Below are 25758 nucleotides of genomic sequence, written 5' to 3'. Positions count from 1 at the left end.
TTAGTCTTCGAGAACGATTTCGATGCTCACGTCGTTCGGAACCTGGATGCGCATCAGCTGTCGAAGCGCGCGCTCGTCCGCGTCGAGGTCGATGAGGCGCTTGTGGACGCGCATCTCCCAGTGCTCCCACGTTGCGGTGCCCTCTCCGTCGGGCGACTTGCGTGTGGGAATCTCCAGCGTCTTTGTCGGGAGCGGAATCGGACCACTCAGGGAGACGCCGGTCTTCTCGGCAATCTCTCGGACATCGTCGCAGATATCGTCAAGGTCGCCGGGGTTGGCTCCTGCGAGTCGGACTCGTGCTTGCTGCATCGTTTACTTCTCGTTGACTTCGAGGACTTGACCGGCCGCGACGGTCTGGCCCATGTCACGAATAGCGAAGGATCCGAGTTCCGGAATTTCGCCAGCCGGCTCGATGCTGAGCGGCTTTTGCGGTCGAACCGTAACCTTCGCTGCGTCGCCGGACTTGATGAAGTCCGGGTTCTCCTCGGAGACCTCACCGGTGGACGGGTTGATCTTCGCGTCGATGGATTCGATGGTGCAGGCGACCTGCGCGGTGTGGGCGTGGAAGACCGGCGTGTAGCCCGCCGTGATCACGCTGGGGTGTTGCATCACGACGATCCGGGCCGTGAACGTGTCGGCGACCTTCGGCGGGTCGTCCGCCGGACCACAGACGTCACCGCGACGGATGTCATCCTTACCGATTCCGCGAACGTTGAAACCGACGTTGTCGCCGGGTTCCGCCTTCGGTACCTCTTCGTGGTGCATCTCGATGGTCTTGACCTCGCCACCGACGTCGCTCGGTTGGAAGGAGACGTTGTCGCCCGTATTCAGGGTCCCCGTCTCGATACGTCCGACCGGGACGGTTCCGATACCGGAGATGGTATAGACGTCCTGAATCGGCAGGCGGAGGTCTGCGTCCGTCGGCGGTTCCGGCGCTTCGAGGTTGTTGAGAGCCTCGAGCAGCGTCGGTCCGTCGTACCAGGACGTGTTGTCCGAGCGCTCGGAGACGTTGTCGCCCTCGAACGCCGAGGTGGGGACGAACGTCGCGTCGTCGGACTTGAAGTTGACCTGCTTCAGGAGCTTCGAGACCTGCTCTTTCACGTCGTTGTACTTCTCTTCGTCGTAGTCGACGACGTCCATCTTGTTGACCGCGATGATGAGCTCGTTGATGCCCAGTGTCTTCGAGAGGAAGACGTGCTCCTGGGTCTGCGGCGCGACACCGTCGTCGGCGGCGACGACGAGCACCGCGTTGTCGGCTTGGCTCGCGCCCGTGATCATGTTCTTCACGAAGTCGCGGTGGCCCGGACAGTCGACGATGGTGAAGTAGTACTCGTCGGTGTCGAACTCCTGGTGGGCGATGTCGATGGTGACGCCGCGCTCGCGCTCCTCGGCGAGGTTGTCCATCACGTAGGCGAACTCGAAGCCGCCCTTACCCTTCTCTTCCGCTTCTTCGCGGTGCTGTTCGATGACGTGCTCCGGGACGCTCCCCGTCTCGAAGAGGAGTCGCCCGACCATCGTACTCTTGCCGTGGTCGACGTGGCCGATGACGGCCAAGTTCTGGTGTGGTTTGTCGCTCATTGGTATCTCACGCGCAGATGCGCTCTGTCGGATTTATTTGGCAGAAGCGGTTAAAACCATTTCGATACGTCATGCAGGCTATCTCGCCGCCGTCTGGCGGTTAGTGGGAACACGTGACACGCTATGGCGTGTCTGGTGGCGGGCTACTCCTCGCGTTCCAATCGCGTCACGTCCGACAGCACGGCGGTCGCCGTCTCGGGGCCGCCCGCACCGCGCCCGCTGATGTTGAGTCGTCCGGCGTGCTCCGTCTCGAACTGGACGATGTTTCGCGTGCCGGACACCGCGAGCGTGCCGTGTTCGGGGACGAGACGCGGACCGACCCGGACGCCGTCGCGCGCGACTTCGCCGACGAGGCGAATCGTTCGGCCGTCCTCGGCGGCCAGTTCGAGTGCGCTCCCCGGGAGGTCCCGGATACCGGCGACCTCGGCGTCGGCGAGGGTGTACTCGCCGTCGAAGAGGACGTTGGCGAGGATGACGCACTTCAGCGCGGCGTCGGTCCCGTCCACGTCGAACGACGGGTCGGCCTCCGCCACGCCGAGATCTTGGGCCTCCGCGAGCACGTGCTCGTAGCTGAGCCCCTCCGCGGCCATCCGCGAGAGGACGAAGTTCGCGGTGCCGTTCAGCACGCCACGAACCGCGGTGACGTTTTTCGCGCCGATGTCCGTGATAGTCGAGAGCACGGGTATCGCGCCGCCGACGGTCGCTTCGAACTGCACGCGACCCTCGCTCTCCCGTTCGAGCGCTCGCAACTCCCGGTAGCGTTCGGCGACCGGCCCCTTGTTCGCCAGTACGACGTGCCGGTCGGCGCGGAGTGCCTCGCGCGCGTGCTCGAACCCCGGTCGCGCGTCGCCGAGCGTCGTCGGGGTCGCCTCGACCAACGCGTCGTACTCGCTTACGAGCGCGGCGTCCGGGTCGAGCGAACCGACGCGACCCTCGCTGTTCTTGCGGGCGAAAACGGATTCGATATCGATTCCTGCGGCGTCTACGACTGCGCTTTCGGAATCGGCGAGAGCCGTCACCGTGTGGCCGTACTCCCCGGCGAGTTCGGCGACCGAGCGGCCGACGGCACCCGCGCCGAGCACTGCGAGCCTCATACGCCGCCCTCCCTGTCGGTCAGCGGTTCGATGACCGTCAATCCTTTCTCGTCGGCGATGCCGTTCACGGTGTCGATGACGTGAACCGTCTCCGTCGAATCGGTGGCGAGTCGGAGTCGCGCGCTGGACACGTCGCTCGTCCCTTCCGGAGCCGAAAGCGAGATGTCGACGACCGACGTGCGCGCCTCGGTCGTGATCCGCGAGAGAGTATCGGAGATGTCGGTGTCGATGATGTGGCCGGTGAGGATGACGGTTATCTCCTCGTCGTATCGCTCTGCCCCGGCGCGGACGACGTTCACGCTCCCCTCGCGGAGTGCGGAGACGATGGTGTCGAAGCGATCCGGGGGACACTCCAAGTCCACCTCGACCGGGATGTGGCCGCGCGGCGTGAGTGACCCGCGTTCGTGGAAGACGCTGAGCAGATTTCCACCGGAATCGGCGATGGGTTCGAGGGCGCGGAGCAGTTCACCCGGTTCGTCGGCCAGTTCCAGCCGAACCGTGTACGCCTGCACCCGTCCGTCGCCGTGGTCGGTCATGGTAGCAGGATTCGAGCGCGGGCGACAATAAAGCTTCAGTCGGTTACAAAATTCTCCGTTCCGGAGGTTGCAACGTGATGCAACGGGAGCACAACCGTCTGCAACGAGAGTTAGTCAGACACTACACGGTGTGTTAACGAGCGCGTAGTAATACCGCTGGAGATGGAACCGGGAAGTCAGGTGACAGAGATGCGATTCACTGATGCGGTCGGCGCGGGAAGTACCGGTGCGGAGACGAACCACGTCTGTGCGTTCTGCCAGACGGCCTTCGACAGCCGAGAGGAGGTCTGCCCGATGTGCGACGCAAGAATCGTCCATCGGGGTGAACGATAAAACACATCCGTAGCAGTCACTGTTCCGGTCGTGCCGAATCGAAACGGAGCGACTCGTCTCGGGCGCTTCTAGCGGAAGAAACCGCAAAGAAAGCAACCGGTGTCGCTTAGAAGTAGTCCACGGCCTGCGGCAGTTCCAGCTTCATACCCTTGCGTTCGCGGATCTCCATGATCTTCTCCCGCTGGAGATTGTCGGCCATGACCTGAAAGCCTGCGTTCTCCGTGTTCCACGAGGCGCGACCCTCGGTCGCGGAGCGGATGTCGCTGGCGAATCCGATCATCTCGTCGACCGGCGCGATACCCTCGACGACCATGAGGTCGCCCTCCTGATACATGTCGTCCACGCGACCACGTCGGCCCTGAATCTCGCCAGACGCGGCACCCATGTGCTCGTTCGGCACGTCGATGCGGACGTTCTGGATCGGTTCGAGGAGTTTGACGTGACCGTGGATGAGCGCGCTGTGAACCGCCTGACGAACTGCGGGGATGACCTGCGCCGGACCACGGTGGATGGTGTCCTCGTGGAGGCGGGCGTCGTTGAGGCGGATGAGCGTCCCCTGCACGGGTTCGGCCGCGAGCGGTCCGTCGTCGAGCGCCTCTTCTAACCCCTCGATGACGAGCTCCATCGTCTCGTTCAGGTGTTGGATACCCTTCGTGTCGTCGATGAGGATGTTCGTCCCGTGGATGTGTTCCACGTTCTGGCTGGTGTCTTTGTCCATGCCGGCTTCCTGCAGGGCCTCGCGGCGCTCCTGCTCGGGCATGTCCATCGACACGTCGCCGAGTCGTACCTTCTCGACGATCTCGTCGTTGAGCGGTTCGACCGTCAGGTAGAACCGGTTGTGGCGGTTCGGCGAGATACCTTCGACGGTCTCCGTGCCGCCCTGAACCTGCTCGCGGTAGACGACGATGGGTTCACCGGTCGTCACCGGGATACCTTGATTGCGCTCGATACGCTGGGTGATGACTTCGAGGTGGAGTTCGCCCTGACCGCTGATGAGGTGTTCGCCCGTGTCCTCGTTGATGGTGATCTGGATGGTCGGGTCTTCCTTGGACACCTGTCGGAGCGTCTCGATGAGCTTCGGCAGGTCGTCCATGCTCTTCGCCTCGACGGACTTCGTGATGACGGGTTCCGAGATATGTTCGATGGACTCGAACGGCGTCATCTCGACCGAGGAGACGGTGGAACCGGCGATGGCATCTCGGAGGCCGGTGACGGACGCGATGTTCCCCGCGGGGACGCGCTCCACGTCCTCGCGCTCGCCGCCCATGAAGATACCGACGTTCTGGATGCGGTTTTTGCCCGCCGTACCGGAGACGTACAGCTCTTGGCCCTTTTCGAGGGTGCCGGAGAACAGCCGACCCGTGGCGATCTCGCCCGCGTGCGGATCCATGCCGATGTCCGTGACCATGAAGACGACCTCGCCGTCCGCGTTCACGAGTCGCATGTCCTCCGCGAGCTGCGTGCTGTCGTCACCGCGCCAAACGGTCGGAATACGCTCGGGCTGCGCGTTGAGCGGGTTCGGGAAGTGCTCCGCGACCATGTCGAGCACGACGTCCGAGAGCGGGGTTCGATCTTTCAGCTCTTCGATTCCCTCCTCGCCCTGGCGGTTCAGCTCGATGATATCGCCGAAGTCGATGCCAGTCTGTTGCATCGACGGGAGGCTCACCGCCCAGTTGTACAGCGCGGAGCCGAACGCGACAGTGCCGTCCTCGACGGACACCTTCCAGCCCTGCTCGTACTTCTCCTCTTCCATGCCGCGGATGAGTTCGTTCACCTCGCGGATGACCTTCTGGAGACGCTCTTGCATCTCCTGCGGTCCTTCCTGTAGCTCGTTGATGAGGCGGTCGACCTTGTTGATGAACAGGGTCGGCTTGACGCCCTCACGGAGCGCCTGACGCAGGACGGTCTCCGTCTGTGGCATCGTCCCTTCGACGGCGTCGACCACCACGAGCGCACCGTCGACGGCGCGCATCGCGCGGGTCACGTCCCCGCCGAAGTCCACGTGGCCAGGGGTGTCGATGAGGTTGATGAGGTAGTCGGTGTCCTCGTAATTGTGCGTCATCGAGACGTTCGCGGCGTCGATGGTGATACCGCGTTCCTGCTCGTCCTCTTCCGTGTCCATCGCGCGCTGGTGACCAGCAGTCTCCGAGGAGATCATTCCGGCACCAGCGAGGAGGTTGTCCGTAAGTGTCGTTTTACCGTGGTCGATGTGTGCGGCGATGGCAATATTCCGGATCTGTTCCGGCTTGTCCATGAGCCGCTCGCACTGTTCGACGATCTTCTTTCGTCTGCCCATATATGGGTATCCCTACCTGTACGAGGTTGAAAAGCGTAGTGTTTTGCCCGCCCACGAACGGTCGAGAAACGCCGCGTTTCCCTGCGAATCGGTCACATAGAGCATAAAAACCTCGTCGGTTGGCGGTCGTTGCACCGTTCGTCCGACCGTTAGCGACCTCGGGTGAATTGCTCCAACCGGCAATCTAATAGCCGTCCAACCCGTGACAACATCACGCATGGATATTCGTGTGCAAGGAGCCGCACCGACGACCCCGTTTCTCAGCGCATCCGACCTCTTCGAAACCGAGCACGACTTAGACCGCCCCGTCCGCGTGCGCGTTCGCTCCGACCCGGACGAGCGCACGTGGACCGCCCACCCCGGCGACTACCACGTCCTCAACATCTCCGAACAGGCAGCGACCAGCGCGATGGCCCGCGAACTCGCGCTCCACGAGTATTCGCACATGGCCCGCCACGAGCAGGCGCACCCCTCGCACATGCAGTCGACCGCCGAGGCGCTGTTCCTCGCGTTCTCCGGACGGTCGGTCGAGCGCCGAAAGCTCACCCACTGCTACCAGATCGCCAACCACATGAAGGACATCTACGCCGACGACATCACGCTGCGCGTCGGCCCGACCGATAAACTCGTCGCCTTCCTCGAATCCGAACTCGCCGCCGCGGTCGCGGATCGGCCGGCCTTCCCCCGCGGTCGGCGAACGACCGCCACCGCCGACCCCGAGATGACCGCCGTCAACGCCGCCTTCGCCCTCGCACTGGTCGAGCGCCACGACCTCGTGGGACGCGACCACCGCCTCTACGACCTCGCCCGCACCGCGGCCCGCGACGCGCCGACGGTGGACGTACAGGGGTTCAAGTATCGGTTCCTCTCGCTGGCCGACGACCCCGACGAGAGCGAGTACCGGAAGGAGTTGGTCGGTGCGGCGCGCGAGTACGTCCTCGATGGTGGCGACGAAAGACAAGCAGCGGACTAGCGGTTTTGTCGGCGGTGGTTCGAGGATTTGGGAATACTCGCTAGCGTTTTCTACGTGACGAACAAGCAACCACAGTGGAATCGTCTCCGAAAGCCCTCGTGGGTTACGCCACCGGAAGCCGTTCCTGCTCGCTCACGTCGGTCGCTGCGCGGGCGTGCGGCACGCTCACCTCGTTCGCATGACTCGCGCGCCTCGCCCTTTCAGTCCACCAAAGAGACGAGCTCCGACGGTGGATGAGCGCAATGAGTCTGGCCCGGCGGGGTGAGTGTCCGGGGCTTTCCGTGACGAGACGACAACAGTGGTTCACTCGGCACAAGCAGAGCGGTCGAGAACGTCCTCGACAAAACGTACTGATTTCCACCGTTCTCTACCGAGTCGTACTGAACGATACCGCCTGGAAACCTTCCGAAACCAACCCTTGTCGAACCAGTCGCTCTCCACGAGACCGACAAACGAGAGAAGAATGAATCTAACCCAGAGAGATTCGAGTCGGTGACGTTAGCGAGCCGCGGCGGCGACGCGCTCTTTCTCTTCTTTCTGGTTGATAGCGTAGGTCTGCACGTCGTAGTTCGCCGCGCCGATGAGCTGGGAGGCCAGCGCGTCCTCGGCGTCCGTGGGGGACTTGAACGAGGCACTGTAGGCACCCTCGGCGATGAACTTGAGCGACTGGTCGACGCGACGCTGCGGTGCGACGTCGACCGCCTTCGGGACGGAGATGCCGCCATACTTCAGGCGAACCGTCTCCTCGCGCGGGGCGGCGTTCTCGACTGCGCGGACGAGCACCTGTATCGGGTTCTCCTCGGTGCGGTCGTGGATGATGTCGAACGAAGCGCGGACGATCTTCATCGTCTGCTGTTTCTTGCCCGTGTTCTCCTCCGTCTGCATGAGACGGTTGATGAGGCGCTCGACGATGCTGACCTCGCTCTTCTGGAACTGCTTTCCGGCGTGGCGACCCATCGTGTGCGCGACGGGCGTGACCGAGATATACCGCTCCGTGCTCGGGTCGCGGAACTCTATTTCCGTCACGTCCCACGTGCCGAACAGCTTCGCCGCTGCGCCTTCGCCTTCCGTGCCGACGTGCGAGTCGGGTTCCGGTTGTTCTTCGTCTGCCGACATGGTTATCGCACCGGTTTCTCCGCGTTCCCGCGAACCAGTTCCTGCAGGCTCACGCCGTTGACTTTCTCTACCTTGTAGTTGACGGCGGAGAGGTCGCCCATCGCGCGACCCTTCGCACCGCCGATTCCCGCGATGGTGACCTCGTCGTGCTCGTCGATGAACGAGATTGCACCGTCACCGGGAAGGAACGCCGTGACCTGCTTTCCGTTCTTGATGAGCTGGACGCGGACGCACTTTCGAATCGCGGAGTTGGGCTGTTTCGCTTCGACGCCCACTTTCTCCAGCACGATACCTCGACCCTGTGGCGCGCCTTCGAGGGGATCGGATTTCTCCCCGAGACCGCGCTCGCGTCGGGCGTAATCGGAGTCAGACCACCGATGGTTCTGGCGGTCTTTCTTCAGCTTTCGAGCTGCATACTTGCCGTTCGCCATATGACGTGGACTATCCGATGGAGCTACTTAAGCGTCCTCTTTTGATTTCGGTGAAACGCCCGCAGGTCGCTCGAAAGGGATCGATAAAGCGATTTGAGAGCGTTGCAGTGATTCTAAGCCGAGCCAATGGATTCGTTCGTCGGTTCTCGTTCGTCTCCGTCCGAAACGTTCGGCGTTGTGACGAACGAGCGGTGGGCCGTCGTCACTCGTCCGTCGAAACCGCGGTTCCGACGAACCGCCCGACGGCATCCGTGAGCCAGCCGAACAGGAGGAACAACCACGCGACCGAGAGGGCGACGCCGACCGCAACCGCGACGAACTCGATCACCGCGAACTGCTGTCCGAACGCGTTCACGACGGCTATCGAACCGACGACGAGTAGCATCAGTGGCCACCCGACGATGACACCCACTGGAACCGCCACGACGTCGAACCACCGTGGAACCGTTCCAGCGACGATGTAGATATCGAACGCTAACGCAACCGAAGCGAACAGCCCGATCACCTGATTTGACGGCGCAAACAACCATCGTTTCCACCTCGGTAATGGCTGCTCCTCCGTGGCCGCTATCGCGGCTATCGCCGTCGCAATGACGTAACTCAGAATCACTGCGCCAGCAGCGAACGCGATCGCTTGCGGAAAAACGTTCGCCGCGGAGCGACCGCTTGCGGTAACCGTCGCATCCCGATAGATGAACCACAGACATGGGGAGAGTACGGTGGCAAACGGGAACACCATCCTTCGGCGAGGCCGAGCAAGCGAGGCGAGAGACATAGCTGATAGTCAGCTTCGATAGCATATAGTTTTTGTCGAGGAGTCGTAACGTCTGCGTTCGACGCGGAAACTGCGCCAAAATCGGCACCAGACTACGTCAACTGGATGTCGCTCACGTCGAAGTGACGTTCGACCAGCAGTTTCGCCGTCTCGATGTTGCGTCCGCCCGCTCCGATGGCGACGCCAGTGTCGTCCTGCGCTACCTCGACGTAGGCCACGATGTCGTCGTTCTCGCTGATGGTGACGTGGCGCACCTCGGCGGGAGCCAGCGCGTTGGCGACGAACCCGGCCGCCGTGTCCGCGTCCTCGACTAGCTCGACGTTCGCGTCAAGTCGGTCTTGGACGCTCCGGACGTTCTTTCCGCCGGGGCCGATGGCCCGACCCATGTCGCCCGGCTTGACGACGAAGACGACGCGCTTTCCGTGGCCGTCCTCACCGTCGAGCACGACGCAGTCGCGGGCGGTCGCTCCCGTCTCGTCTTCGAAGAGGGCGATGTACTGGCGAGCCGTGTCGGAGAGGGTGACGGTCATCAGTCGGAGGGTTCGGCTCCGCGACTCACCGAACCCATGCGGAGGTTCACGTCGCCCGTGCCGAGTTTGATGGGCTTGCCGACGATGACGTTTTCGATGACGCCGTTCAGGTCGTCGATTTCGCCGTGGATGGCGGCGTCGAGTAGGTGGTTCACCGTCACCTCGAACGCCGCACGCGCGAGGACGGACTCCTTGCTGCCGGAGATACCGTGGCGACCGATGGACTCGATGGTGCCGCGGTTGGTCATGATATCCGAGACGAGCATCAGGTGGCGAACGTTCACGTCGTCTAAGCCCTGCTCTTCCAGCGTGTCCATCGTCTCCTCGATGATGGACTCGCGGGCCGCCTCGACGCCGAGGTTCCGGTAGATCTCGTGGATGTTGTTCGAGGTGGTGCGCGAAGCGTCGACGCCTTCGATTTCGATAACATCGCCGAACGCCGACCCCTCGGTGTAGAGGACGAACTCCTCGCCGTCGTCGGTCTGCTCCTTGCGGATGACGACGCGGGTGATGTCCTCGATACCCTTGAAGACTATCTCGCGGAGTTCCTCGACCAACTGCAAGAGTTTGCGGTAGCTGGGCTGGTCGGGACCGAACTCGATGGCGGTTCCCTGCTGGGTCGTCTCCACGCCGAGGCTATCCTCGATGATGCTCGCAACTTCTTCGGGCGTTATCATCCGTTCCTCGAGGGTGTCCTCGTTCAGGTTGATGGAGACGATCATGTCGGCGACGTTAGTCGAGATGTCGCCGAGCGCGAGGATCTTCGTCGCCTCGATCTGCCAGACGACTTCGTGTGCGCGCTCGCGGTCGTCGGCGTACTCCTCGTCCAAGTGCACCGTCATCATCGGCGTGTCCGGCGTCTTGCGGGCGTCCACGAGTTCGATGAGGCGCGGCAGCCCTTGGGTCACGTCGATCTCCGCCACGCCCGCGTAGTGGAACGTGTTCATCGTCATCTGCGTTCCCGGTTCACCGATGGACTGGGCGCTTACCGTTCCGACGGGGTCGAGCGGGTCGACCCGCGTGTTGAAATAGCGAGTCTCGACCGCACGTGCGATCTCGTCGGCCTGCTCGACGGTGATGCCGTCGCGCGATTCGATGGTCTCGTACACTTCGTCTTTGAGCCGTCGGGGGAGGTCGGTGTCCTCCACGACGGCTTCCATGTCGTCGGTGATTTCAGTCATCGGATTCCACCTGCCGTGCGTCGGCGTGTTCGGAGAGGTTCGTCGGCGGGCGCTGCTCACCGAGGAACTCCCGTTTGCGGTTGTCGCTGTCGAACTCCTCGTCTATAATACGATCCGCGATATCCGCGACGTCGATGGGGTTCTCCTCGTCGGAGGACACCCGAACCGGCGAGGTGCCGTCCTCGCCGAACTCGAACTGGACGATGGTGTCGCTGGTATCGCGCACCGTACCGTCGTACTGCGTTTCGAGTTCGGACAGCGCGTTGATGAGGCGGCGCTGGAGATAGCCGGATTTGGACGTGCGAACCGCCGTGTCCACCAGCCCTTCGCGGCCACCCATTGCATGGAAGAAGAACTCCAGCGGGGTCAAGCCGCCGGTGTAGGAGTGTTCCACGAAGCCGTGGGCGTCCGCGGAGAGGTCGTTCTCCTGATAGTGGCTGAGGGTTCGGTCTTCGTAACCGCGGTTGATTCGCTCGCCCCGAACCGCCTGTTGGCCGACACAGCCGGCCATCTGAGTCAAGTTGAGCAGCGACCCGCGCGCACCGGATTCGGCCATGATGACCGCCGGGTTGTCGCCGGCGAAGTGGTCTTCCGCGATGTCACCGGCGGAGTCGCGCGCGTTGCTGAGCGTCTGCATTATCTTCATTTCCAGCGTCTCGTCCACGGTGCGGCCGGGCAGGGATTCGAGTTCGCCGTTCTCGTACGTCGTGATGAGGTCTTCAACGCGGTCGTAGGCGTTCTCGATGGTTTCGTCGATCTGTTCCTGAGCCGCCATCGGAATCGTCTCGTCGTCGATACCGATGGAGAACCCGAAGTGCATGATGGCGCGCATCGCCAGCGTCGCAACTTCGTTGATGAAGTGGCGGGCGCGGGTCTCACCGTACACCTTACAGATGGTGTCGACGATCTCCCCGCCGAACGCGCCGACCGCGTCCTCGTCGATGGTGCCGCTGGTGAGTTGGCCGTTCTCGATGAGGACGGTGTCGCCGGCCGAACTCGTGAACTCCAGTTCCAGTCCGTCGGGCAGGAGTTCCGAGAACAGCGTCCGGCCCGTCCAGTACGGCGTTCCGTCCTCCTGCTCACCATCGGCTTCGGGCAGTTCGTCGATCCGAGTCGCACGGAGCAGGTCTAACGCTTGCGTCTCGTTGAACTGTGGGTTCTCGTGGGTCAGGAGGTAGGTGCCCGAGATGTGGTCTTGGATCGCGCCGATGATGTTCTCGCCGAAGCGCGGGGAGAGTATCTGTTCTTGCACGCGCATGAGCACGCGCGCCTCCGCGCGAGCCTCCTCGTTCTGAAGCGCGTGCATGTTCATCTCATCCCCGTCGAAGTCGGCGTTGTACGGCGGACAGACAACCGTGTTCAGGCGGAACGTCTTGTACGGCATCACGACCACCTCGTGGGCCATGATGGACATCCGGTGGAGCGACGGCTGGCGGTTGAAGATGACGATGTCGCCGTCGATGAGGTGGCGGTTGACCTCCCAGCCTGCTTCGACCTTCTCCGAGAGTTCCTCGCAGTTCTTCTCGGTGACCTTCAGGCGTCGTCCGTCGGGACGCTTGACGTAGTTCGCGCCGGGATGTCCTTCCGGTCCGTTGCGGACGTAGCGCTGGGCTTCCTCGATGTTCCGCGGCGTGACGTTCATCGTCTGGGTCATCTCGCGGGCGACGCGCTGAGGGACGCCGACCTCGTTCAGCGAGAGCGTCGGGTCGGGCGAGATGACGGTACGCGCCGAGAAGTTCACGCGCTTCCCGGACAGCGAGCCGCGGAATCGCCCTTCCTTCCCTTTCAACCGCTGGCTGAGCGTCTTGAGCGGACGCCCGGAGCGGTGGCGAGCGGGCGGCGTGCCCGATATCTCGTTGTCCATGAACGTCGTGACGTGGTACTGGAGCAGTTCCCACAGGTCTTCGATGATGAGCTGTGGCGCGCCGGCCTCGCGGTTCTCCATGAACCGCTGGTTGATGCGGATGATGTCCACCAACTTGTGGGTCAGGTCGTCCTCCGACCGCTGGCCGTTGTCCAGCGTGATGGAGGGACGGGCCGTCACCGGCGGCACCGGGAGGACGGTCAGGATCATCCACTCGGGGCGCGAGCGGTCGGCGTCGATGCCGAGCACGCGCACGTCCTCGTCCGGGATGTCCTCGAACCAGTCGCGGATGTCCGAGGGCATCAGCTTGTTCATGTCCTCGGTCGTGAGGTCGATGTCGAGCGCCTTTTCGAGGGCCTTGCGATCTTCCTCGCGCGGGCGGAACTCGCCCGACATTATCTGGTTGATACGCGAGAGGTCGATACCCGTCTGCTCGGCGAGATCCGGCGGTGAGACGGGTTCTCGCTCCTCGTCTTCTTCACCGTCTTCGGTGCGACCCTGCATCGCGGTGGCGATGCGTTCGCTGTACTCGCTCGTGAGCACTTGCTGGACTTCGTAGTAGGTCGTCGGCTTCTCGTGGTTGATGTCGTACTGCACCTCGCCGCAGTGCGGACAGCGGTCTTTCTTCCGCGCCTCCCGGATGGCGGCCTTCGTCACGTCGTTGACGTCGTTGCCGAGTTCCTTCGTCCGGGTGAGCATGTTCCGGTACTTCTCCTTCTCGTCCTCGGTCAGGAGAAGCCGTGAGCAGTTCCGGCAGGTGCCCCGAAGCAGTCTGCGGATGAGCTTCGTGAATCCGACGTGGATGACCGGCGCGGCGAGTTCGATGTGACCGAAGTGACCGTTACACGACCCGGAGTGTTGCCCGCAGGTCTTACACTCCAGTCCGGGGTCGATGACGCCCAGTCGGGGGTCCATCAGCCCCATGTCGATGGGGAAACCGTCGTCGTCGTACGTGTCGGCGGTGATTATCTTCGTCGCCGACATCTCTCGATACTCCTCGGGGTCCATCAACCCGAAGCTGATGGAGCCAATCTCCTTGGGAGTTTGATTCGTTGCCATGTTAGACTGCGTCCTCCAGTTCGAGTCGCGGCGCGATTCCGAGCGCCTTCATCTCGTCGAGCAGGAGCTTGAACGCGTAGCTCATCTCGATCTCGTGGATGTCCGTCTCCTCCTCGCAGTTCGGACAGTACACGCGGTTCTGGTCGATGTTCTCGACTGCGCTCATCCCGCACTGACCGCAGACGTAGATCCATTCGCGGTCGGAGGAGTCGAGAAGTCGTTCTTTGAGCGCCAGCGCGGCGCCGTGACCGATGAGCACCTCGCGCTCCATCTCCCCGACGCGCAGGCCACCCTCGCGGGCGCGACCTTCGGTCGGCTGGCGCGTGAGCACCTGTACCGGGCCGCGCGAGCGAGCGTGGAGCTTGTTCGACACCATGTGGTAGAGCTTGTGATATAGGATGGTGCCGACGAATATCTCGGCCTCGACCTTCTCGCCCGTGATGCCGGAGTACATTATCTCCTTCCCGGACGATTTGTAGCCGCGCTCTTCGAGCGCCGAGCGGAGTTCTTCCTGATCTTCGCCGGTGAAGGCCGTCCCGTCGACGCGCCGTCCTTCCAGCGCGCCGACTTTGCCCCCGATCATCTCCAGCACGTGACCGACCGTCATACGCGACGGGAGCGCGTGTGGGTTGACGATGAGGTCGGGGACGACGCCCTCCTGCGTGAAGGGCATATCCTCCTGCGGCGCGATGTGGCCGACGACACCCTTCTGGCCGTGTCTCGACGCGAACTTGTCGCCGAGTTCGGGGATTCGCTCGTCGCGCACCGACACCTTCGAGAGCTTCGAGCCGTCTTCGCCCTCCATCAGCGTGACGGTGTCCACGACGCCGGATTCGCCCGAACGCATCGTCACGCTCGTCTCGCGGCGTTTCTGTGGCGACAGACCGCCCATGTCGTCCGGCTCTTCGAGGAATCGCGGCGGACTCGTCTTGCCGAGCAGGACGCTGTTCTCGTCCACTCGCGTCTCGGGGTTGACCAGTCCGTCCTCGTCCAAGTGCGTGTACGCGTCCTCGCCGCGAGCGCCGCGCACGTCGTCGCTCGGAATCTCGAAGCGGTCTTCCTGTCCGCCGGGGTAGCGTCGTTCTTCGCCCTCGTAGGTGCGGAAGAAGTGCGACCGGGCAAGCGCGCGGTCGACCGACCCGCCGTTCAGCACGAGAGCGTCTTCGATGTTGAACCCCTCGTAGCTCATCACGGCGACGGTGAAGTTCTGCGCCGCGGGGCGGTCATCGTAGCCGATCTGCTCGGTCGTCTGCGTCTTCACCATCGACAACTGCGGGTAGTGGAAGAGGTGCTGGCGCGTGTCCGGGCGGATGCGGTAGTTCGCCGCCGGGAGACCGAGCGACTGTTTCATCATCCCCGCACCCATCGTGATGCGCGGGCTGGCGTTGTGCTCGGGGTACGGAATCATCCCGGCACCGATACCGAAGATGAGTTGCGGGTCGATTTCAAGGTGGGTGTGATCCCCATTGAGGTCTTCTTCGTCGACAGCGACGTAGATGTCCTCTTCCTCCTCGGCGTCGATGAACTCGATCTTTCCGCGCTCGACGAGTTCTTCGAAGGAGAAGTCGCCCTGTTTGAGCGCCTCGACTTCCTCGTCGGTTATGAGCGTCTCGCCGTCTTCGATGACGAGCAGAGGGCGGCGGGCGCGCCCCGCATCGGCGTTGATGATGACCTCGCGGGTGCGGTCTTTGACCGAGACGTTCACCATCTCGCTGACGTCGCCGCGTCGGCGCGCCTCTCGTACCTGATCTGCGAGCTGTTCGGGGTCAGGGTGCGTCCCGACCAAACTACCGTTAACGTATACTTTTGCTTCTCGTCCCTGACTCATGTTAGTCTGCGCTCCCTTCGATGCTCTCGATTCCGGGGATACCCTCGACCCCCATCGACGACAGTTCCTGTTTGAGCTCCTGTTCGTCCTCGATGTTCTGGCTGAGTTCCATCGCCTGCGCGAAGTTCTTCACCAGCCCACAGTTCGGCCCTTCCGGGGTCTCGGAGGGACAGATGCGACCCCACTGGGTCGCGTGCAGGTCGCGCGCCTCGAAGTGCGGCTGACTCCGCGAGAGCGGGCTCCGGAGGCGGCGGAGGTGCGACAGAACGCCCATGAAGTCGGTCCGGTCGACCAACTGCGACACGCCGGAGCGACCGCCGACCCAGTTTCCGGTCGCAATCGGGTGTTCGAGGCGCTCGGTGAGCACGTCGGAGCGAACGACGGTGTTCACCGAGAGCTGCCGGTTCCGCATGTTCGCGCGTTCAAGCTGATACTTCACGTCCCGCGCCAGTTTGTTCAACGCCGTGCGGAACAGGTCTTTCATCAGGTTTCCGGACACCTTCAGGCGCTTGTTGGCGTAGTGATCTTTGTCGTCCGCGTCGCGCCGACCCAGCGCGAGTTCGAAACACGCCTCCGCCATCCGGGCGAGGTAGTACGCCTTGTTGATCCGCACTTCCTCCTCATCGACGCCCTCCTCGTGGAGATGCGGCAGGAGATAGCGGTCGATGACGTAGTTGGCGCGTTTCAACTGGTAGTTCTTGCCCTGTCCGGAGGCGACCCGCTTTCCGAGCGCCTCGATGGCCCCCTCTTGGGTCTGCACCTCCGCAGCCTCCAAATTCTCGAGCATGAACTTCACGATCTCCGGGTCGTCGGAGACGCGGTGGACGATCTCCTCGTCGGATTCCAGCCCGAGCGCCCGCACGAGCGTGACGAAGTTGACGCTTCCCGAAACCGAGGGGAACGACACTTCGAGCAGGCCGTCGCGCGTCCGCTCGACCAACACTAGCGCGCGGTAGCCCCGGCGCTGACTGAACGTCTTCGCCACCTGAATCTCGTCGCCGTACTTCGTGTCGTACTCGGCGAGGATCTTGTTCGGCGCGAGGTCTTCCGAGGTCATCAGGACGCGCTCGGAGCCGTTGACGATGAAGTACCCGCCCGGGTCGGCCGGATCTTCGCCGATCTCGACCAAGTCGTCGGCGTCGAAGTTCGCGATGTTACACTTTTCGGAGCCGACCATTATCGGCATCCGCCCAACCTTCGTCTCGGTCGAATCGACGACCCGCTTGTCGTCGCCTTCGCCTTTTACGATGGTCATCTCCATGAACACGGGCGCGGCGTAGGTGATGTTGCGGAGGCGAGCCTCCTGCGGATAGAGGAGTTCTTCGCTCCCGTCCGCCTCACGTACGCGCGGAGTGACGACCCTGATGTCGCCGAGTTCGACGTACACCGGTTCTTCGCCCTCTTTGTCCCCGATGTCGGTGTCGATGGTCTCCTTCTCGGTCACTACTTCCTGCATACCGCGGGTCAGGAAGGAGTTGAACGAGCGGTAGTGATGCTCTGCGAGCCGTTCTTTCGAGAAATACTCTTTCGATAGTGCGCGTCGGTCTTCCCTTTGCATTATTCCACCACGAGTCGGTAAACGACCGCTCGGTCGGTCGTTCGTGAGTCGCGGACGATCTTGATCACGTCGCCGACCTCTGCGTCGTCCGGCAACGCGGGATCCGCCCGCTTGATCTTTGGTAAGTCGGTGCTTTTGATGTCGTACTCCTCGAGCACTTCGTCCAGTTCGCCCTCGTCGACGACGGAGTGCTCGGGAACCAGCTTGTGTTTGCTTACGTCTACCATGTGTGCGCGATTTTCTGGCCAGCGGGAGAAATGGCTATCACGAGATACTACAGGGTATTACTGGCGGCACTCATTTAAGGCTTGCTAACTAGAGCGCACACGCCCGGCTATCGCACCCCGCACCTCCGTGCGGGCAGTTCTCTAACACCAGTACCTACTTCGTTCTGGTATAAATGGTTTGGGCCGGTGCGGTGCCGTCACTCGATACGAATCCGCACGCCTCCTCCGTTTGGAAAGCCTTAAGCCTACAAGCCAGAAAGGAGAGAGTGCGTCCAAGCCCGGGTGGTGTAGTGGCCCATCATACAACCCTGTCACGGTTGTGACGCGGGTTCAAATCCCGCCTCGGGCGCTTTTTCAAATCTGATTCGCGAGCAAGACGTAGCAAGTTACGCCGCGAGCGCGACGATAGTAACGAACGAAAAATAGTTCCAATTTTCGGCATCGAGATGGGATTCTAACAAAACGCTCTCTGTCGACACTCACGTAAAGAATCATTTCTCTTAACGAAACGATTCACGTCTTATCGACTACCTCTTTCGCCAAAATAGACTATTTTATGAGCATAGAACTACTAAACGGTAATAAATGAACGTGGGAGAAATGAGAATACGAAGGACAAAGGTGACGAAACTGAGGCGAAAATTATTCGCGAATTGATTTCCTGCGGATACAGCGTTTCGGTTCCTTTTGAAGACAACGACAAGTACGATATCATCATGGATGACGGTGGAGAGTTATACCGGATTCAACGCAAAATGAGGTGGACGAATAAAGAAAACACGATGCAGTTCAACACCCACTCCCAGACGACCAAAGCTGGAAAATATCACGAAGATACGTATCACGGTGAAGTGAATGCTTTTCTCGTCCGATATCCTGAAAACGAGAAAATCTACTGGATAGGAATTGACGATGCAACTGAACAAAAGATGGAACTCCGATTCGATGCCGAACTGAATCATCCTTCGATTAATTGGGCAGAAGAATACGAGTTCAGCGGGGAGATTCCGTAGAGTCAGTAAGTCACCACGAGTGTGCGTCAAGCTCTCTCAATGAACGACGAAATCGACACCGGTTAATAAGGGCAGAGAAAAGAGAAGAGTGCGTTACGAAGCCCGGGTGGTGTAGTGGCCCATCATACAACCCTGTCACGGTTGTGACGCGGGTTCAAATCCCGCCTCGGGCGTTCTTTCGAACTCGACCTGCGAGCGAGGCGTGTGCGTCGAGTGAGTGCCGAATTCGGAAGACGAACACACGCGGATTTGAAGTAAGCCGAGGTTCTGCGCTTCGCGCAGATTCTCGAACGTGGTTCAAATCCGGCCTCAGGCGCTTTTTCAACTCCGATGGTACCAAGGGATCCGAATCCGTCGGCAACACATCCGCGCAGCGAATGGTGAGCAGGAACCACATCGCGCTTACAGAACACGAAAGCAAACCGATTCTCGGGGACCGTCAAAACTGGGCCAAATCTATAGGAATCACCGTCGCGTGACAGGACTGGGGGAAGAGAGAAATGACGCACATCGCGGAGAGTGGGGAGACTCTCGCGGAACACGACGCATGAATCGGGGGGCGCTCATTCGACTCACCGTCGCGCTCCTGCTCGTTTCGCAGGGCGGGACGTCCGTCGTTGCGGAGCACGGATCGCCAGTCCAACAGACGACGACCGCGCAAACGACCACGCAGACGACAATTACGCAGACCACGAACGAACGAACGAGCGGCGAGTTCGAACTGGTCTCGGTTTCCTCGAACGTGCCGATAAACGGAACCGGCACGCTCGCCGTCACGTTCGAGAACACCGGAACGGACGTCTCCAACGCGAGTATCGCCGTGCAGTCCCCAAACGAGAGCGTTCGGTTCGGTCAGGCGCAGAACGCCAGCCAGTTCGTGGGCAACTGGTCGGCCGGCGAGCGCCGAACCGTCGAGTTCAGACTTCTCGCGGAGGAGTTCGCGGAACTGCGGAGCTACCCCTTTCAGGCGTTCGTCTCGTACACCGCCGAGGACGGGTCGCGCGAGCGCGCCGGGCCGTTCACGTTCGACGTGACGCCCGCCGAGACGATTCGATTGGAGCGGTTCGAAGTGACGGCCATCTCCTCGAACGTACAAGCAGGCGATACGGGCACGATCTCTCTCACGCTCGAAAACACCGGACGGGACGTGAGCGACGCCATCGTTACCCTGCAATCGGCGAACGACCAACTCCAGCTCGGGCAGTCTGGCAACGCCAGCCAGTTCGTCGAGGAGTGGCCGACCGACGAGGACGTGAGCTTCGAGTATCAGGTGACGGCGAGAAACGACACCACCGTCGGGAGCTATCCCTTCTTCATCTCGGTGTCGTATCGGGAGGACGGAAATCGAACCCGAACCGCACCGCAAGTGGTCGGCGTCATCCCCGCACCGGAACAGTCGTTCTCGCTCGGCGACCTGAACAGCACCTTGCGCGTCGGCGACGAAGGGTCGGTCACCGGAACCGTCACGAACGAAGGGCCGCAGATAGCGCCGAACGCGGTGCTCGTCCTCACGTCGCAGGGGGAGAACGTCTTTCCGAAGGAAACGGAGTACGCGCTCGGCACCCTCGACCGCGGCGAGTCGATTCCTTTCGAGTACCGAATCGACGTGAGCGACAGCGCAGACCGCGGGCCGCGACAGCTATCCTTCGTCGTCGGATACCAGAACCAGGACGGCGACCCGCGACAGAGCGAATCGCTGGAGGCTCGAGTACTCGTCTCCCCGCAGCGAGACGAGTTCGCCGTCAGGCCGCAGGGAGCGTCGGTCGAAGCCGGTTCGAGTTCGACGGTCTCGCTCATCATCACGAACCGCGACGACAGGACGCTCCGAAACATCGACGCGCGGGCGTTCGTCGACAGCCCGCTGACCGTCGAAGACGACCAAGCGTTCGTGCCGCGACTCGAACCGAACGAATCGGCGACGATACGGTTCACGGTTGGCGCGAACGGCGGGGCGCTGGCGGGAACGTATCCGATGTCTCTCGATTTCCAGTACGAAACCCCTGACGGCGACGAGGAGCTTTCCGAGACGTACGAGGTTCCGATTCGAATCGTCGAGCCGGAACGGGACGGAATACTTCCGTTTTCGACCGATTCCGAACTCGACTTCCCGCTCGTCGTCGCCATCGGCGTTCTCCTCGGTATCGCGGGCGTCGGCGCGATTCGGAGGTGGCGGTGAGTGGTCGGGTACCAAGCGGTTATCGACCGGCTTGACGAGTGGATCGTCGAGCGGTCGAGGGTGGTTCTGCTCATTTTTCTCGTCCTCTCCGTCGGATTCGGCGTCGGGTTGACCCGCGTTTCGACCGAAGCCGGGACGAGCCAGTTCACCGAGGACACCCCGACTCAGGAGGCGTTCGACGCCGTCGACCGCGAGTTCGCGCCCCCCTTCGCGGCGGAGAACGGGAGCACCCAACTCATCCAGACGGGGCGAAACGTGTTGTCGAAGCCCGAACTGCTGGCGATGTTGGAAGCCCAGCATCGACTTGAACGGCGAGAGGAACTGCGCGTCGGTTCGACGGTGAGCGCGGCAGGTATCGTCGCGCGAACGCTCGACGGGAACGCGACGACGCTGGAAGCGCAGATTCGCGCCCTGGAGCGGGCGACGCCCACCGAAATCGAAGCCGCGGTGAGACGGGCGGCGACGAACCCCGAATTCAGGACGCTGCTGAGCGACGACTTCAACCGTCGCGCGGCCTCGGCGTCGGCGACCATCGGAATCGTCCAGCATCGGATTCCGCGCGGCATCCCCGAACAGGCGGGCGCGGAAGCCAGCGGGGACGACCCGCTGGCGGAGATACAGAACCGCGCGCAGTCGGTCGTCGGAACCGTCGATAGCGACATCCGAGTCTTCGGGAGCGGCATCGTCACCGCCGAGCTCTCGAACGTCGTCTTCGATTCGCTCGTCATCGTCGTTCCCGCCGCGGCGATACTCATCCTCGTCTTTCTGGTGTTCGCCTACCGCGACCCCGTCGACCTCCTGCTCGGGGTCGCGTCGCTGGTGATGACCGTCGTCTGGACGCTGGGATTCATGGGTATCGTCGGAATCCCGTTCACGCAGCTACTTGTCGCCGTACCGCCGCTGTTACTCGCGGTCGGCATCGACTACGGAATCCACGTGATAAATCGCTACCGCGAGGAGCGCATCGTCGAGGACGGAGTGCACGTCGAGGGAGGTGTCGGACGCGCGATGCGGCGAGCGACCGATCAACTGCTCGTCGCGTTCTTCGTCGTGACCGGAACGACCGTGCTCGGATTCGCGTCGAACGTCACGAGCCGCCTCCAGCCGATTCGGGAGTTCGGCGTCGTCGCCGCGGTCGGCATCGTGTTCACTTTCCTCATCTTCGGCATCTTCCTCCCCGCGGCGAAGGTCGCGGCAGACCGACTCCGTGCTCGGCTCGGAGTTCCGGCGTTCGGCGGCCGCCCACTCGGAGAGGAAGGGTCGTTGCTGGGACGAACGTTACAGGTCAGCGTCGCGCTCACCCGTCGGAGCGCCGGGTCGGTGCTCGTCGTCGCGTTCGTCCTGACGGTCGCTTCCGGATACTACGCGACGGGCATCGACACGTCGTTCTCGAACGAGGATTTCCTCCCGCCCGAGGAGACGCCGGCATACCTCGAATCGCTTCCCGAACCGTTCGCGCCCGAAACCTACACCGTCACCCGAAACATCGAGTTCCTGGACGAGAACTTCGCCACCGCGGAGGACGACACGGTCACAATCTTCGTCGAAGGGCCGCTGCAGGAAGACTACGCGCTCGAATCGATCCACCAGGCCAATCGAAATCCACCGGAGTCGTTCGTCGCGGACGAGAGACGGGCGAGCGCGGAGAGCATCATCACCGTCATTCAGAACTACAGCGCACAGTCGGAGGAGTTCCGCCGCCTCGTCGAACGGAACGATATCGACGGCGACGGCATCCCCGACGACGATCTCGAAACGATCTACGACCGGTTGCTCTCCTCGCCGGCTCGCGGGCAAGCGTTACAGTACATCTCCGACGACCGACGAAGCGCGCAGGTCGTGTACGCGACGAAGAGCGGCGCGTCACAGGAGGCCATCACGCGCGACGCTCGCGCCGTCGCCGAACGGTATCGCTTCGACGCGACCGCAACGGGCGAAATCGTCGTCTTCCAGTCCATCGCGTCGCTCATCTTCACGTCGGCGATCAGGAGTCTCGCCGTGGCGCTGATCGCGACGGCGATCTTTCTCACGCTCGTCTATCGCGTCCTCGCCAGACGCGCGGTGTTCGGCGTCATCAATCTCGTCCCGATTATCGTCTCGGTCGCGCTGCTCGCCGGGACAATGCGGTTGCTCGGGATTCCGTTCAACGCGCTCACCGCGACCGTCCTCGCCATCGCCCTTGGGTTAGGTATCGATTACTCCGCCCACGTCGTCCAGCGGTTCACCGACGAGTACGACGCGCGCGACGAGCACATCGAACACGACAGGGAGACGGCGGTTTTCGACGCGCTCTCCCGAACCGTGCGCGGAACCGGCGGCGCGCTGACCGGAAGTATGCTCACGACCATCGCCGGAACCGGGATACTCGGCCTCGCCATCACCCCCGTCCTCGGGCAGTTCGGTCTCGTGACGGCGCTGAGCATCTTCTACTCGTACCTCACCGCGCTCCTCGTGACGCCCGCCGTGATCGTCGCGTGGACGACCCTCTCGCGGAGGGCGTCGGCGAGGTGAGTTCGGACGTAGCTCCGTCAGACAGAAAGCAGGGTCGCCGCGGCGCTGCCGAGCGCGACCGCAACCAGCGCGCCGACCAGATTCACCGCCGCGTTGCCGACCGCTCGGCGGCGTTTCCCTCGCTCGTACAGTCGAACCGTCTCGAAGGCGAAACTGGAGAATGTGGTGAACGCGCCGCAGAACCCCGTGCCGAACAGGGTCAACACGGCGGAATTGTCGCTCAGTCCGGCGGTCAGCGCTCCGAGAACGAAACTCCCGACGACGTTCACCACGAGCGTGTCCCGGCGCTCGCCGGGAAGCGACTGCCCGACGAGGTGACGACTCAGCGCGCCGAGCATCCCGCCGACGCCGACGAGGAAGATCGGATTCACGAGACGTCACCTCCGACGACCCGGCGACCGAGGAAGACGGCGAGGATGCCGAGTACGTAGTTCACGGCCACGTTCGCGGCGGCGAGCGTCGGCGAGAGACCCGCCGTCTGAACCGCAAAGGTGCTGTAAGTCGTGAACGACGAGAGGAATCCGGTTCCGACGAGTAACCGCGTTTCCGGTGCGAGCAAATCCGTCAGGTGGGCCTCGCAGAGGAGTACGCCGAGCGCGAAGCTTCCGGCGACGTTGACCGCGAGCGTTCCCCACGGAAAGCCGCCGGGGAGGGCGGCGCTCGTCGCAGAACGAAGGATCGCGCCGGCGAACCCTCCGACCGCGACGAGGAGGAGCGGTTCGAACCGTTCGAGTGTGTGCGTGGCCTGCGACATCGTTTCTTCGGAGAGCCTATCAGCTCAGTAGGCGGTTCCCGACCGAGTCGGCGAGCGAGACCCATCGCTCGTGTTCGTTCGCAGTTCGCACCGGAACCTATCCCTTTCGAAGTTCGCTCGCACTCGGACTTCCCCCGCCGTGTGCCACCCGTCGTTCTCGAATTCGAACCGCGTGGACGCTCTCGGTCGCGTTGTCCATGACGACCGCCGCGCCCGGCGTCTCCGGCATCCGGTCGGCGAACGACTCTCGCATGTACGCCGGCCGGGTGCGAGCGAGCGCATCGCGGTCGGGACGAGAAGTCAACCGATGTGCGACGAGCACGTCCGACTGTGAAATCGCCGCCTCCGGAAGCGCGACAGGGTGCTGTGCCGCCGCGACCAAACTGACACCGGGTCGCCGACCGCGCGTTACGATAGTCCGAAGCGCCGGTTCGACGACGCCGTCGAAGAAAACGTGCGCCTCGTCCACGACCAACCAAGGAAGCGTCCGTATCGACTCCGGCGTCGCGTCATCATTCTCGCCGCGAGTTGCACCTGCTTGTTCTGATGCTCTTCGCCGGTGCTATCGTCCCAACACTCCTGTAGGCTGAAGAACGTTCCCTTAGAAATTTTGCCCTCGTTTCGTGACCGATACGCGCCCTGTATTCAGCACGTCCTTTTGAACCTATCATTCATTGAGGGTTTCAACGGAAGCTGAAGTGTGTTGGGTAGCTGTTCGCGGCATGTCCATTGGTGGGTCGGTTTTCTATACGTTTTCTATACGGAGATAGGGATATGAACATGCTGTCGGGACTCAACGGACTGGCGGTGAGCGAACTCGACGCGAAGCCCCAGCCGGATGTTCTCGAACCCGATCGGCAGACGGTCGAAATACTCGTCATCGATTCAGACGGAAAACCGGTCGCCGACGCGACGGTCGTCGTGAAAGGAGATTCCCCGACACTGGAGGATATCGGAACTGTGACCACGGGAGCGGACGGACGGGCGAGCTTCTCGATACATCCCGAACTGGGGCCGAATCAGGACGACGGGACGCTCGACGTAGATATCAAACCACCCGCAGGAAGCGAGTTCGCCGACAAGCGGGAAAATACGCGGATACTGGTCGTCTCCGGTTGATCGCCCGCTCCGGCCTCTCCGTAGCTGCCCGACCTATCCGTACCCGTCCCAGTCGATCCACTCGTGTTCCCAACCGCGCCGCGTCTGCGCGTGGCGCTCCGCGAACTCGCGGTCTTCCCGAGCAGTTCGGTTCCGTTCGAGGGAGTCGGACTGCTCGCCGTCGACGAGAAGCGGCGTGAAGGCGACGCTTCCGAACCGCTCGGCCGTTTCGGCGGCTCCGGTCGCCGACCGTTCGACGGCGACCAATCGCTGGTTGCCGCCGCCGAGGGGGATGACCAATCGTCCCTCGGGCACGAGCTGTTCGACGAGCGCTCGCGGCGGGTCGATAGCCGCGGCTTCGACGAGAATTCGGTCGAACGGCGCGTACTCCGGCAGCCCGTCGGCCCCGTCGCGGCAGTCGACGAACACGCCGCCGTACCCCGCGGCGTCGAGGTTCTGCCGAGCTTCGTAGACGATTCTGCGGGTAATATCGACGGCGTGGACGTTACGGTCGCCGACCATCTCCGCCAGCACCGCCGCGGTGTAGCCGACGCCCGCGCCGACGATGAGGACGGAATCGTCCTCGTCCACGTCGAGCGCTTCCAGTAGCCGAGCCACGGTGCTCGGAGCCAGTATCCGAGTCCCTCGGTGGTCGAACGACTGATCCGAATAGGCGCCTTGGTCGGCGTCTATCGGGACGAACTCGTGACGTGGCACCGTCCGGAGCGCGAGACTGACCGGTTCGCTTCGAACGAATCCCTTGGTCTCGTGCTCCAAACTGGCGACCATGTCGTCGCGCAACACCGCCGGTTCCATAAACTGGCGTT

General features: G+C 62.5%; 24 protein-coding genes and 2 tRNA genes. 8 read left to right on the top strand and 18 right to left on the bottom strand.

Going from position 1 to position 25758, the window contains the following annotated elements; translation table 11 throughout:
* From rpsJ to LIW51_RS01780, 4 genes are all read right to left on the bottom strand, one after another.
* Positions 1–309 (bottom strand): 30S ribosomal protein S10, encoded by a 309-nt coding sequence (gene rpsJ / locus LIW51_RS01795; RefSeq protein WP_227355580.1) that lies wholly within the window; start codon positions 307–309, stop codon positions 1–3.
* Positions 310–312: 3 nt separating this feature from the next.
* On the bottom strand, positions 313–1578 hold the full coding sequence (tuf, locus tag LIW51_RS01790; RefSeq protein ID WP_227375545.1) for a translation elongation factor EF-1 subunit alpha: 1266 nt from the start codon (positions 1576–1578) through the stop codon (positions 313–315).
* A gap of 143 nt (positions 1579–1721) precedes the next feature.
* A complete protein-coding gene (locus tag LIW51_RS01785) occupies positions 1722–2672 on the bottom strand; it encodes a homoserine dehydrogenase (RefSeq protein WP_227375544.1) in 951 nt (316 codons plus the stop codon).
* Positions 2669–3208, bottom strand: a complete 540-nt coding sequence (locus tag LIW51_RS01780; RefSeq protein WP_227375543.1) for an amino acid-binding protein — start codon at positions 3206–3208, stop codon at positions 2669–2671. Before LIW51_RS01780 ends, LIW51_RS01785 begins: the two co-directional genes overlap by 4 nt.
* Positions 3209–3397: 189 nt before the next feature.
* Between LIW51_RS01780 and LIW51_RS01775 the strand changes: the two genes are divergently transcribed.
* Entirely contained in the window at positions 3398–3541 is a 144-nt protein-coding gene (locus LIW51_RS01775; RefSeq protein ID WP_227375542.1) for a hypothetical protein, read from the top strand.
* A 106-nt stretch (positions 3542–3647) separates the two neighbouring features.
* Here LIW51_RS01775 and LIW51_RS01770 read toward each other — a convergent pair whose 3' ends face one another.
* Entirely contained in the window at positions 3648–5837 is a 2190-nt protein-coding gene (locus LIW51_RS01770) for an elongation factor EF-2 (protein ID WP_227375541.1), read from the bottom strand.
* Positions 5838–6054: 217 nt separating this feature from the next.
* On the opposite strand from LIW51_RS01770, the gene LIW51_RS01765 reads away from it, so the two are divergent.
* Positions 6055–6810 carry a DUF5781 family protein gene (locus LIW51_RS01765; protein ID WP_227376705.1) on the top strand — a complete coding sequence of 252 codons (756 nt, stop codon included), beginning with the start codon at positions 6055–6057 and terminating at the stop codon, positions 6808–6810.
* 498 nt (positions 6811–7308) lie between these two features.
* Here LIW51_RS01765 and LIW51_RS01760 read toward each other — a convergent pair whose 3' ends face one another.
* The 9 genes from LIW51_RS01760 to LIW51_RS01720 all read right to left on the bottom strand — a co-directional run bounded on the left by LIW51_RS01760 (position 7309) and on the right by LIW51_RS01720 (position 17379).
* A complete protein-coding gene (locus tag LIW51_RS01760) occupies positions 7309–7926 on the bottom strand; it encodes a 30S ribosomal protein S7 (protein WP_227375540.1) in 618 nt (205 codons plus the stop codon).
* 2 nt (positions 7927–7928) lie between these two features.
* Positions 7929–8357, bottom strand: a complete 429-nt coding sequence (locus LIW51_RS01755) for a 30S ribosomal protein S12 (RefSeq protein WP_227355588.1) — start codon at positions 8355–8357, stop codon at positions 7929–7931.
* Positions 8358–8559: 202 nt separating this feature from the next.
* Complete coding sequence (locus LIW51_RS01750) at positions 8560–9132, bottom strand: hypothetical protein (protein WP_227375539.1); 573 nt, start codon at positions 9130–9132, stop codon at positions 8560–8562.
* Positions 9133–9224: 92 nt separating this feature from the next.
* Positions 9225–9662, bottom strand: a complete 438-nt coding sequence (locus tag LIW51_RS01745) for a NusA-like transcription termination signal-binding factor (RefSeq protein ID WP_227375538.1) — start codon at positions 9660–9662, stop codon at positions 9225–9227.
* The gene (gene rpoA2 / locus LIW51_RS01740; RefSeq protein WP_227375537.1) at positions 9662–10843 is read right to left on the bottom strand and encodes a DNA-directed RNA polymerase subunit A''; all 1182 of its coding nucleotides are present in this window, start codon (positions 10841–10843) and stop codon (positions 9662–9664) included. The genes LIW51_RS01745 and rpoA2 overlap by 1 nt, the downstream gene beginning before the upstream one ends.
* Positions 10836–13766 (bottom strand): DNA-directed RNA polymerase subunit A', encoded by a 2931-nt coding sequence (locus tag LIW51_RS01735; protein ID WP_227375536.1) that lies wholly within the window; start codon positions 13764–13766, stop codon positions 10836–10838. The genes rpoA2 and LIW51_RS01735 overlap by 8 nt, the downstream gene beginning before the upstream one ends.
* Position 13767: 1 nt before the next feature.
* Positions 13768–15594, bottom strand: coding sequence for a DNA-directed RNA polymerase subunit B (gene rpoB / locus LIW51_RS01730; RefSeq protein ID WP_227375535.1), 1827 nt, complete (start codon positions 15592–15594; stop codon positions 13768–13770).
* A 1-nt stretch (position 15595) separates the two neighbouring features.
* The gene (locus LIW51_RS01725) at positions 15596–17152 is read right to left on the bottom strand and encodes a DNA-directed RNA polymerase subunit B'' (protein WP_227375534.1); all 1557 of its coding nucleotides are present in this window, start codon (positions 17150–17152) and stop codon (positions 15596–15598) included.
* On the bottom strand, positions 17152–17379 hold the full coding sequence (locus tag LIW51_RS01720; protein ID WP_227375533.1) for a DNA-directed RNA polymerase subunit H: 228 nt from the start codon (positions 17377–17379) through the stop codon (positions 17152–17154). Before LIW51_RS01720 ends, LIW51_RS01725 begins: the two co-directional genes overlap by 1 nt.
* 276 nt (positions 17380–17655) lie before the next feature.
* On the opposite strand from LIW51_RS01720, the gene LIW51_RS01715 reads away from it, so the two are divergent.
* From LIW51_RS01715 to LIW51_RS01695, 5 genes are all read left to right on the top strand, one after another.
* Positions 17656–17728: transfer RNA gene (locus tag LIW51_RS01715), tRNA-Asp, on the top strand.
* Positions 17729–17960: 232 nt separating this feature from the next.
* A complete protein-coding gene (locus LIW51_RS01710; protein ID WP_227376704.1) occupies positions 17961–18392 on the top strand; it encodes a group I intron-associated PD-(D/E)XK endonuclease in 432 nt (143 codons plus the stop codon).
* 100 nt (positions 18393–18492) lie between these two features.
* A tRNA-Asp gene (locus LIW51_RS01705) sits at positions 18493–18565 on the top strand.
* Between the two features lie 374 nt (positions 18566–18939).
* On the top strand, positions 18940–20568 hold the full coding sequence (locus LIW51_RS01700; protein ID WP_227375532.1) for a COG1361 S-layer family protein: 1629 nt from the start codon (positions 18940–18942) through the stop codon (positions 20566–20568).
* The gene (locus LIW51_RS01695) at positions 20569–23079 is read left to right on the top strand and encodes an efflux RND transporter permease subunit (protein ID WP_227375531.1); all 2511 of its coding nucleotides are present in this window, start codon (positions 20569–20571) and stop codon (positions 23077–23079) included.
* 17 nt (positions 23080–23096) lie between these two features.
* On the opposite strand, the gene LIW51_RS01690 is transcribed toward LIW51_RS01695, so the two are convergent.
* The 3 genes from LIW51_RS01690 to LIW51_RS01680 all read right to left on the bottom strand — a co-directional run bounded on the left by LIW51_RS01690 (position 23097) and on the right by LIW51_RS01680 (position 24302).
* Positions 23097–23450, bottom strand: a complete 354-nt coding sequence (locus tag LIW51_RS01690; RefSeq protein ID WP_227375530.1) for a fluoride efflux transporter FluC — start codon at positions 23448–23450, stop codon at positions 23097–23099.
* A complete protein-coding gene (crcB, locus tag LIW51_RS01685) occupies positions 23447–23833 on the bottom strand; it encodes a fluoride efflux transporter CrcB (protein WP_227375529.1) in 387 nt (128 codons plus the stop codon). The genes LIW51_RS01690 and crcB overlap by 4 nt, the downstream gene beginning before the upstream one ends.
* A 97-nt stretch (positions 23834–23930) precedes the next feature.
* Complete coding sequence (locus LIW51_RS01680) at positions 23931–24302, bottom strand: ATP-binding protein (protein ID WP_227375528.1); 372 nt, start codon at positions 24300–24302, stop codon at positions 23931–23933.
* Between the two features lie 305 nt (positions 24303–24607).
* Between LIW51_RS01680 and LIW51_RS01675 the strand changes: the two genes are divergently transcribed.
* On the top strand, positions 24608–24952 hold the full coding sequence (locus LIW51_RS01675; RefSeq protein ID WP_227375527.1) for a DUF7382 domain-containing protein: 345 nt from the start codon (positions 24608–24610) through the stop codon (positions 24950–24952).
* 33 nt (positions 24953–24985) lie between these two features.
* On the opposite strand, the gene LIW51_RS01670 is transcribed toward LIW51_RS01675, so the two are convergent.
* Positions 24986–25747 (bottom strand): protein-L-isoaspartate O-methyltransferase family protein, encoded by a 762-nt coding sequence (locus tag LIW51_RS01670; protein WP_227376703.1) that lies wholly within the window; start codon positions 25745–25747, stop codon positions 24986–24988.
* Positions 25748–25758 lie beyond the last annotated feature (11 nt).

This window comes from Haladaptatus halobius (assembly GCF_020618475.1).
Lineage (GTDB): Archaea > Halobacteriota > Halobacteria > Halobacteriales > Haladaptataceae > Haladaptatus > Haladaptatus halobius.
This window is presented reverse-complemented; position numbering and strand designations above follow the sequence as displayed.

Bases quoted from the DNA above. Each gene is read 5' to 3' on its own strand.
- rpsJ (WP_227355580.1), bottom strand. From the start codon at position 309: ATGCAGCAAGCACGAGTCCGACTCGCAGGAGCCAACCCCGGCGACCTT.
- tuf (WP_227375545.1), bottom strand. From the start codon at position 1,578: ATGAGCGACAAACCACACCAGAACTTGGCCGTCATCGGCCACGTCGAC.
- LIW51_RS01785 (WP_227375544.1), bottom strand. From the start codon at position 2,672: ATGAGGCTCGCAGTGCTCGGCGCGGGTGCCGTCGGCCGCTCGGTCGCC.
- LIW51_RS01780 (WP_227375543.1), bottom strand. From the start codon at position 3,208: ATGACCGACCACGGCGACGGACGGGTGCAGGCGTACACGGTTCGGCTG.
- LIW51_RS01775 (WP_227375542.1), top strand. From the start codon at position 3,398: ATGCGATTCACTGATGCGGTCGGCGCGGGAAGTACCGGTGCGGAGACG.
- LIW51_RS01770 (WP_227375541.1), bottom strand. From the start codon at position 5,837: ATGGGCAGACGAAAGAAGATCGTCGAACAGTGCGAGCGGCTCATGGAC.
- LIW51_RS01765 (WP_227376705.1), top strand. From the start codon at position 6,055: ATGGATATTCGTGTGCAAGGAGCCGCACCGACGACCCCGTTTCTCAGC.
- LIW51_RS01760 (WP_227375540.1), bottom strand. From the start codon at position 7,926: ATGTCGGCAGACGAAGAACAACCGGAACCCGACTCGCACGTCGGCACG.
- LIW51_RS01755 (WP_227355588.1), bottom strand. From the start codon at position 8,357: ATGGCGAACGGCAAGTATGCAGCTCGAAAGCTGAAGAAAGACCGCCAG.
- LIW51_RS01750 (WP_227375539.1), bottom strand. From the start codon at position 9,132: ATGTCTCTCGCCTCGCTTGCTCGGCCTCGCCGAAGGATGGTGTTCCCG.
- LIW51_RS01745 (WP_227375538.1), bottom strand. From the start codon at position 9,662: ATGACCGTCACCCTCTCCGACACGGCTCGCCAGTACATCGCCCTCTTC.
- rpoA2 (WP_227375537.1), bottom strand. From the start codon at position 10,843: ATGACTGAAATCACCGACGACATGGAAGCCGTCGTGGAGGACACCGAC.
- LIW51_RS01735 (WP_227375536.1), bottom strand. From the start codon at position 13,766: ATGGCAACGAATCAAACTCCCAAGGAGATTGGCTCCATCAGCTTCGGG.
- rpoB (WP_227375535.1), bottom strand. From the start codon at position 15,594: ATGAGTCAGGGACGAGAAGCAAAAGTATACGTTAACGGTAGTTTGGTC.
- LIW51_RS01725 (WP_227375534.1), bottom strand. From the start codon at position 17,152: ATGCAAAGGGAAGACCGACGCGCACTATCGAAAGAGTATTTCTCGAAA.
- LIW51_RS01720 (WP_227375533.1), bottom strand. From the start codon at position 17,379: ATGGTAGACGTAAGCAAACACAAGCTGGTTCCCGAGCACTCCGTCGTC.
- LIW51_RS01700 (WP_227375532.1), top strand. From the start codon at position 18,940: ATGAATCGGGGGGCGCTCATTCGACTCACCGTCGCGCTCCTGCTCGTT.
- crcB (WP_227375529.1), bottom strand. From the start codon at position 23,833: ATGTCGCAGGCCACGCACACACTCGAACGGTTCGAACCGCTCCTCCTC.
- LIW51_RS01675 (WP_227375527.1), top strand. From the start codon at position 24,608: ATGAACATGCTGTCGGGACTCAACGGACTGGCGGTGAGCGAACTCGAC.
- LIW51_RS01670 (WP_227376703.1), bottom strand. From the start codon at position 25,747: ATGGAACCGGCGGTGTTGCGCGACGACATGGTCGCCAGTTTGGAGCAC.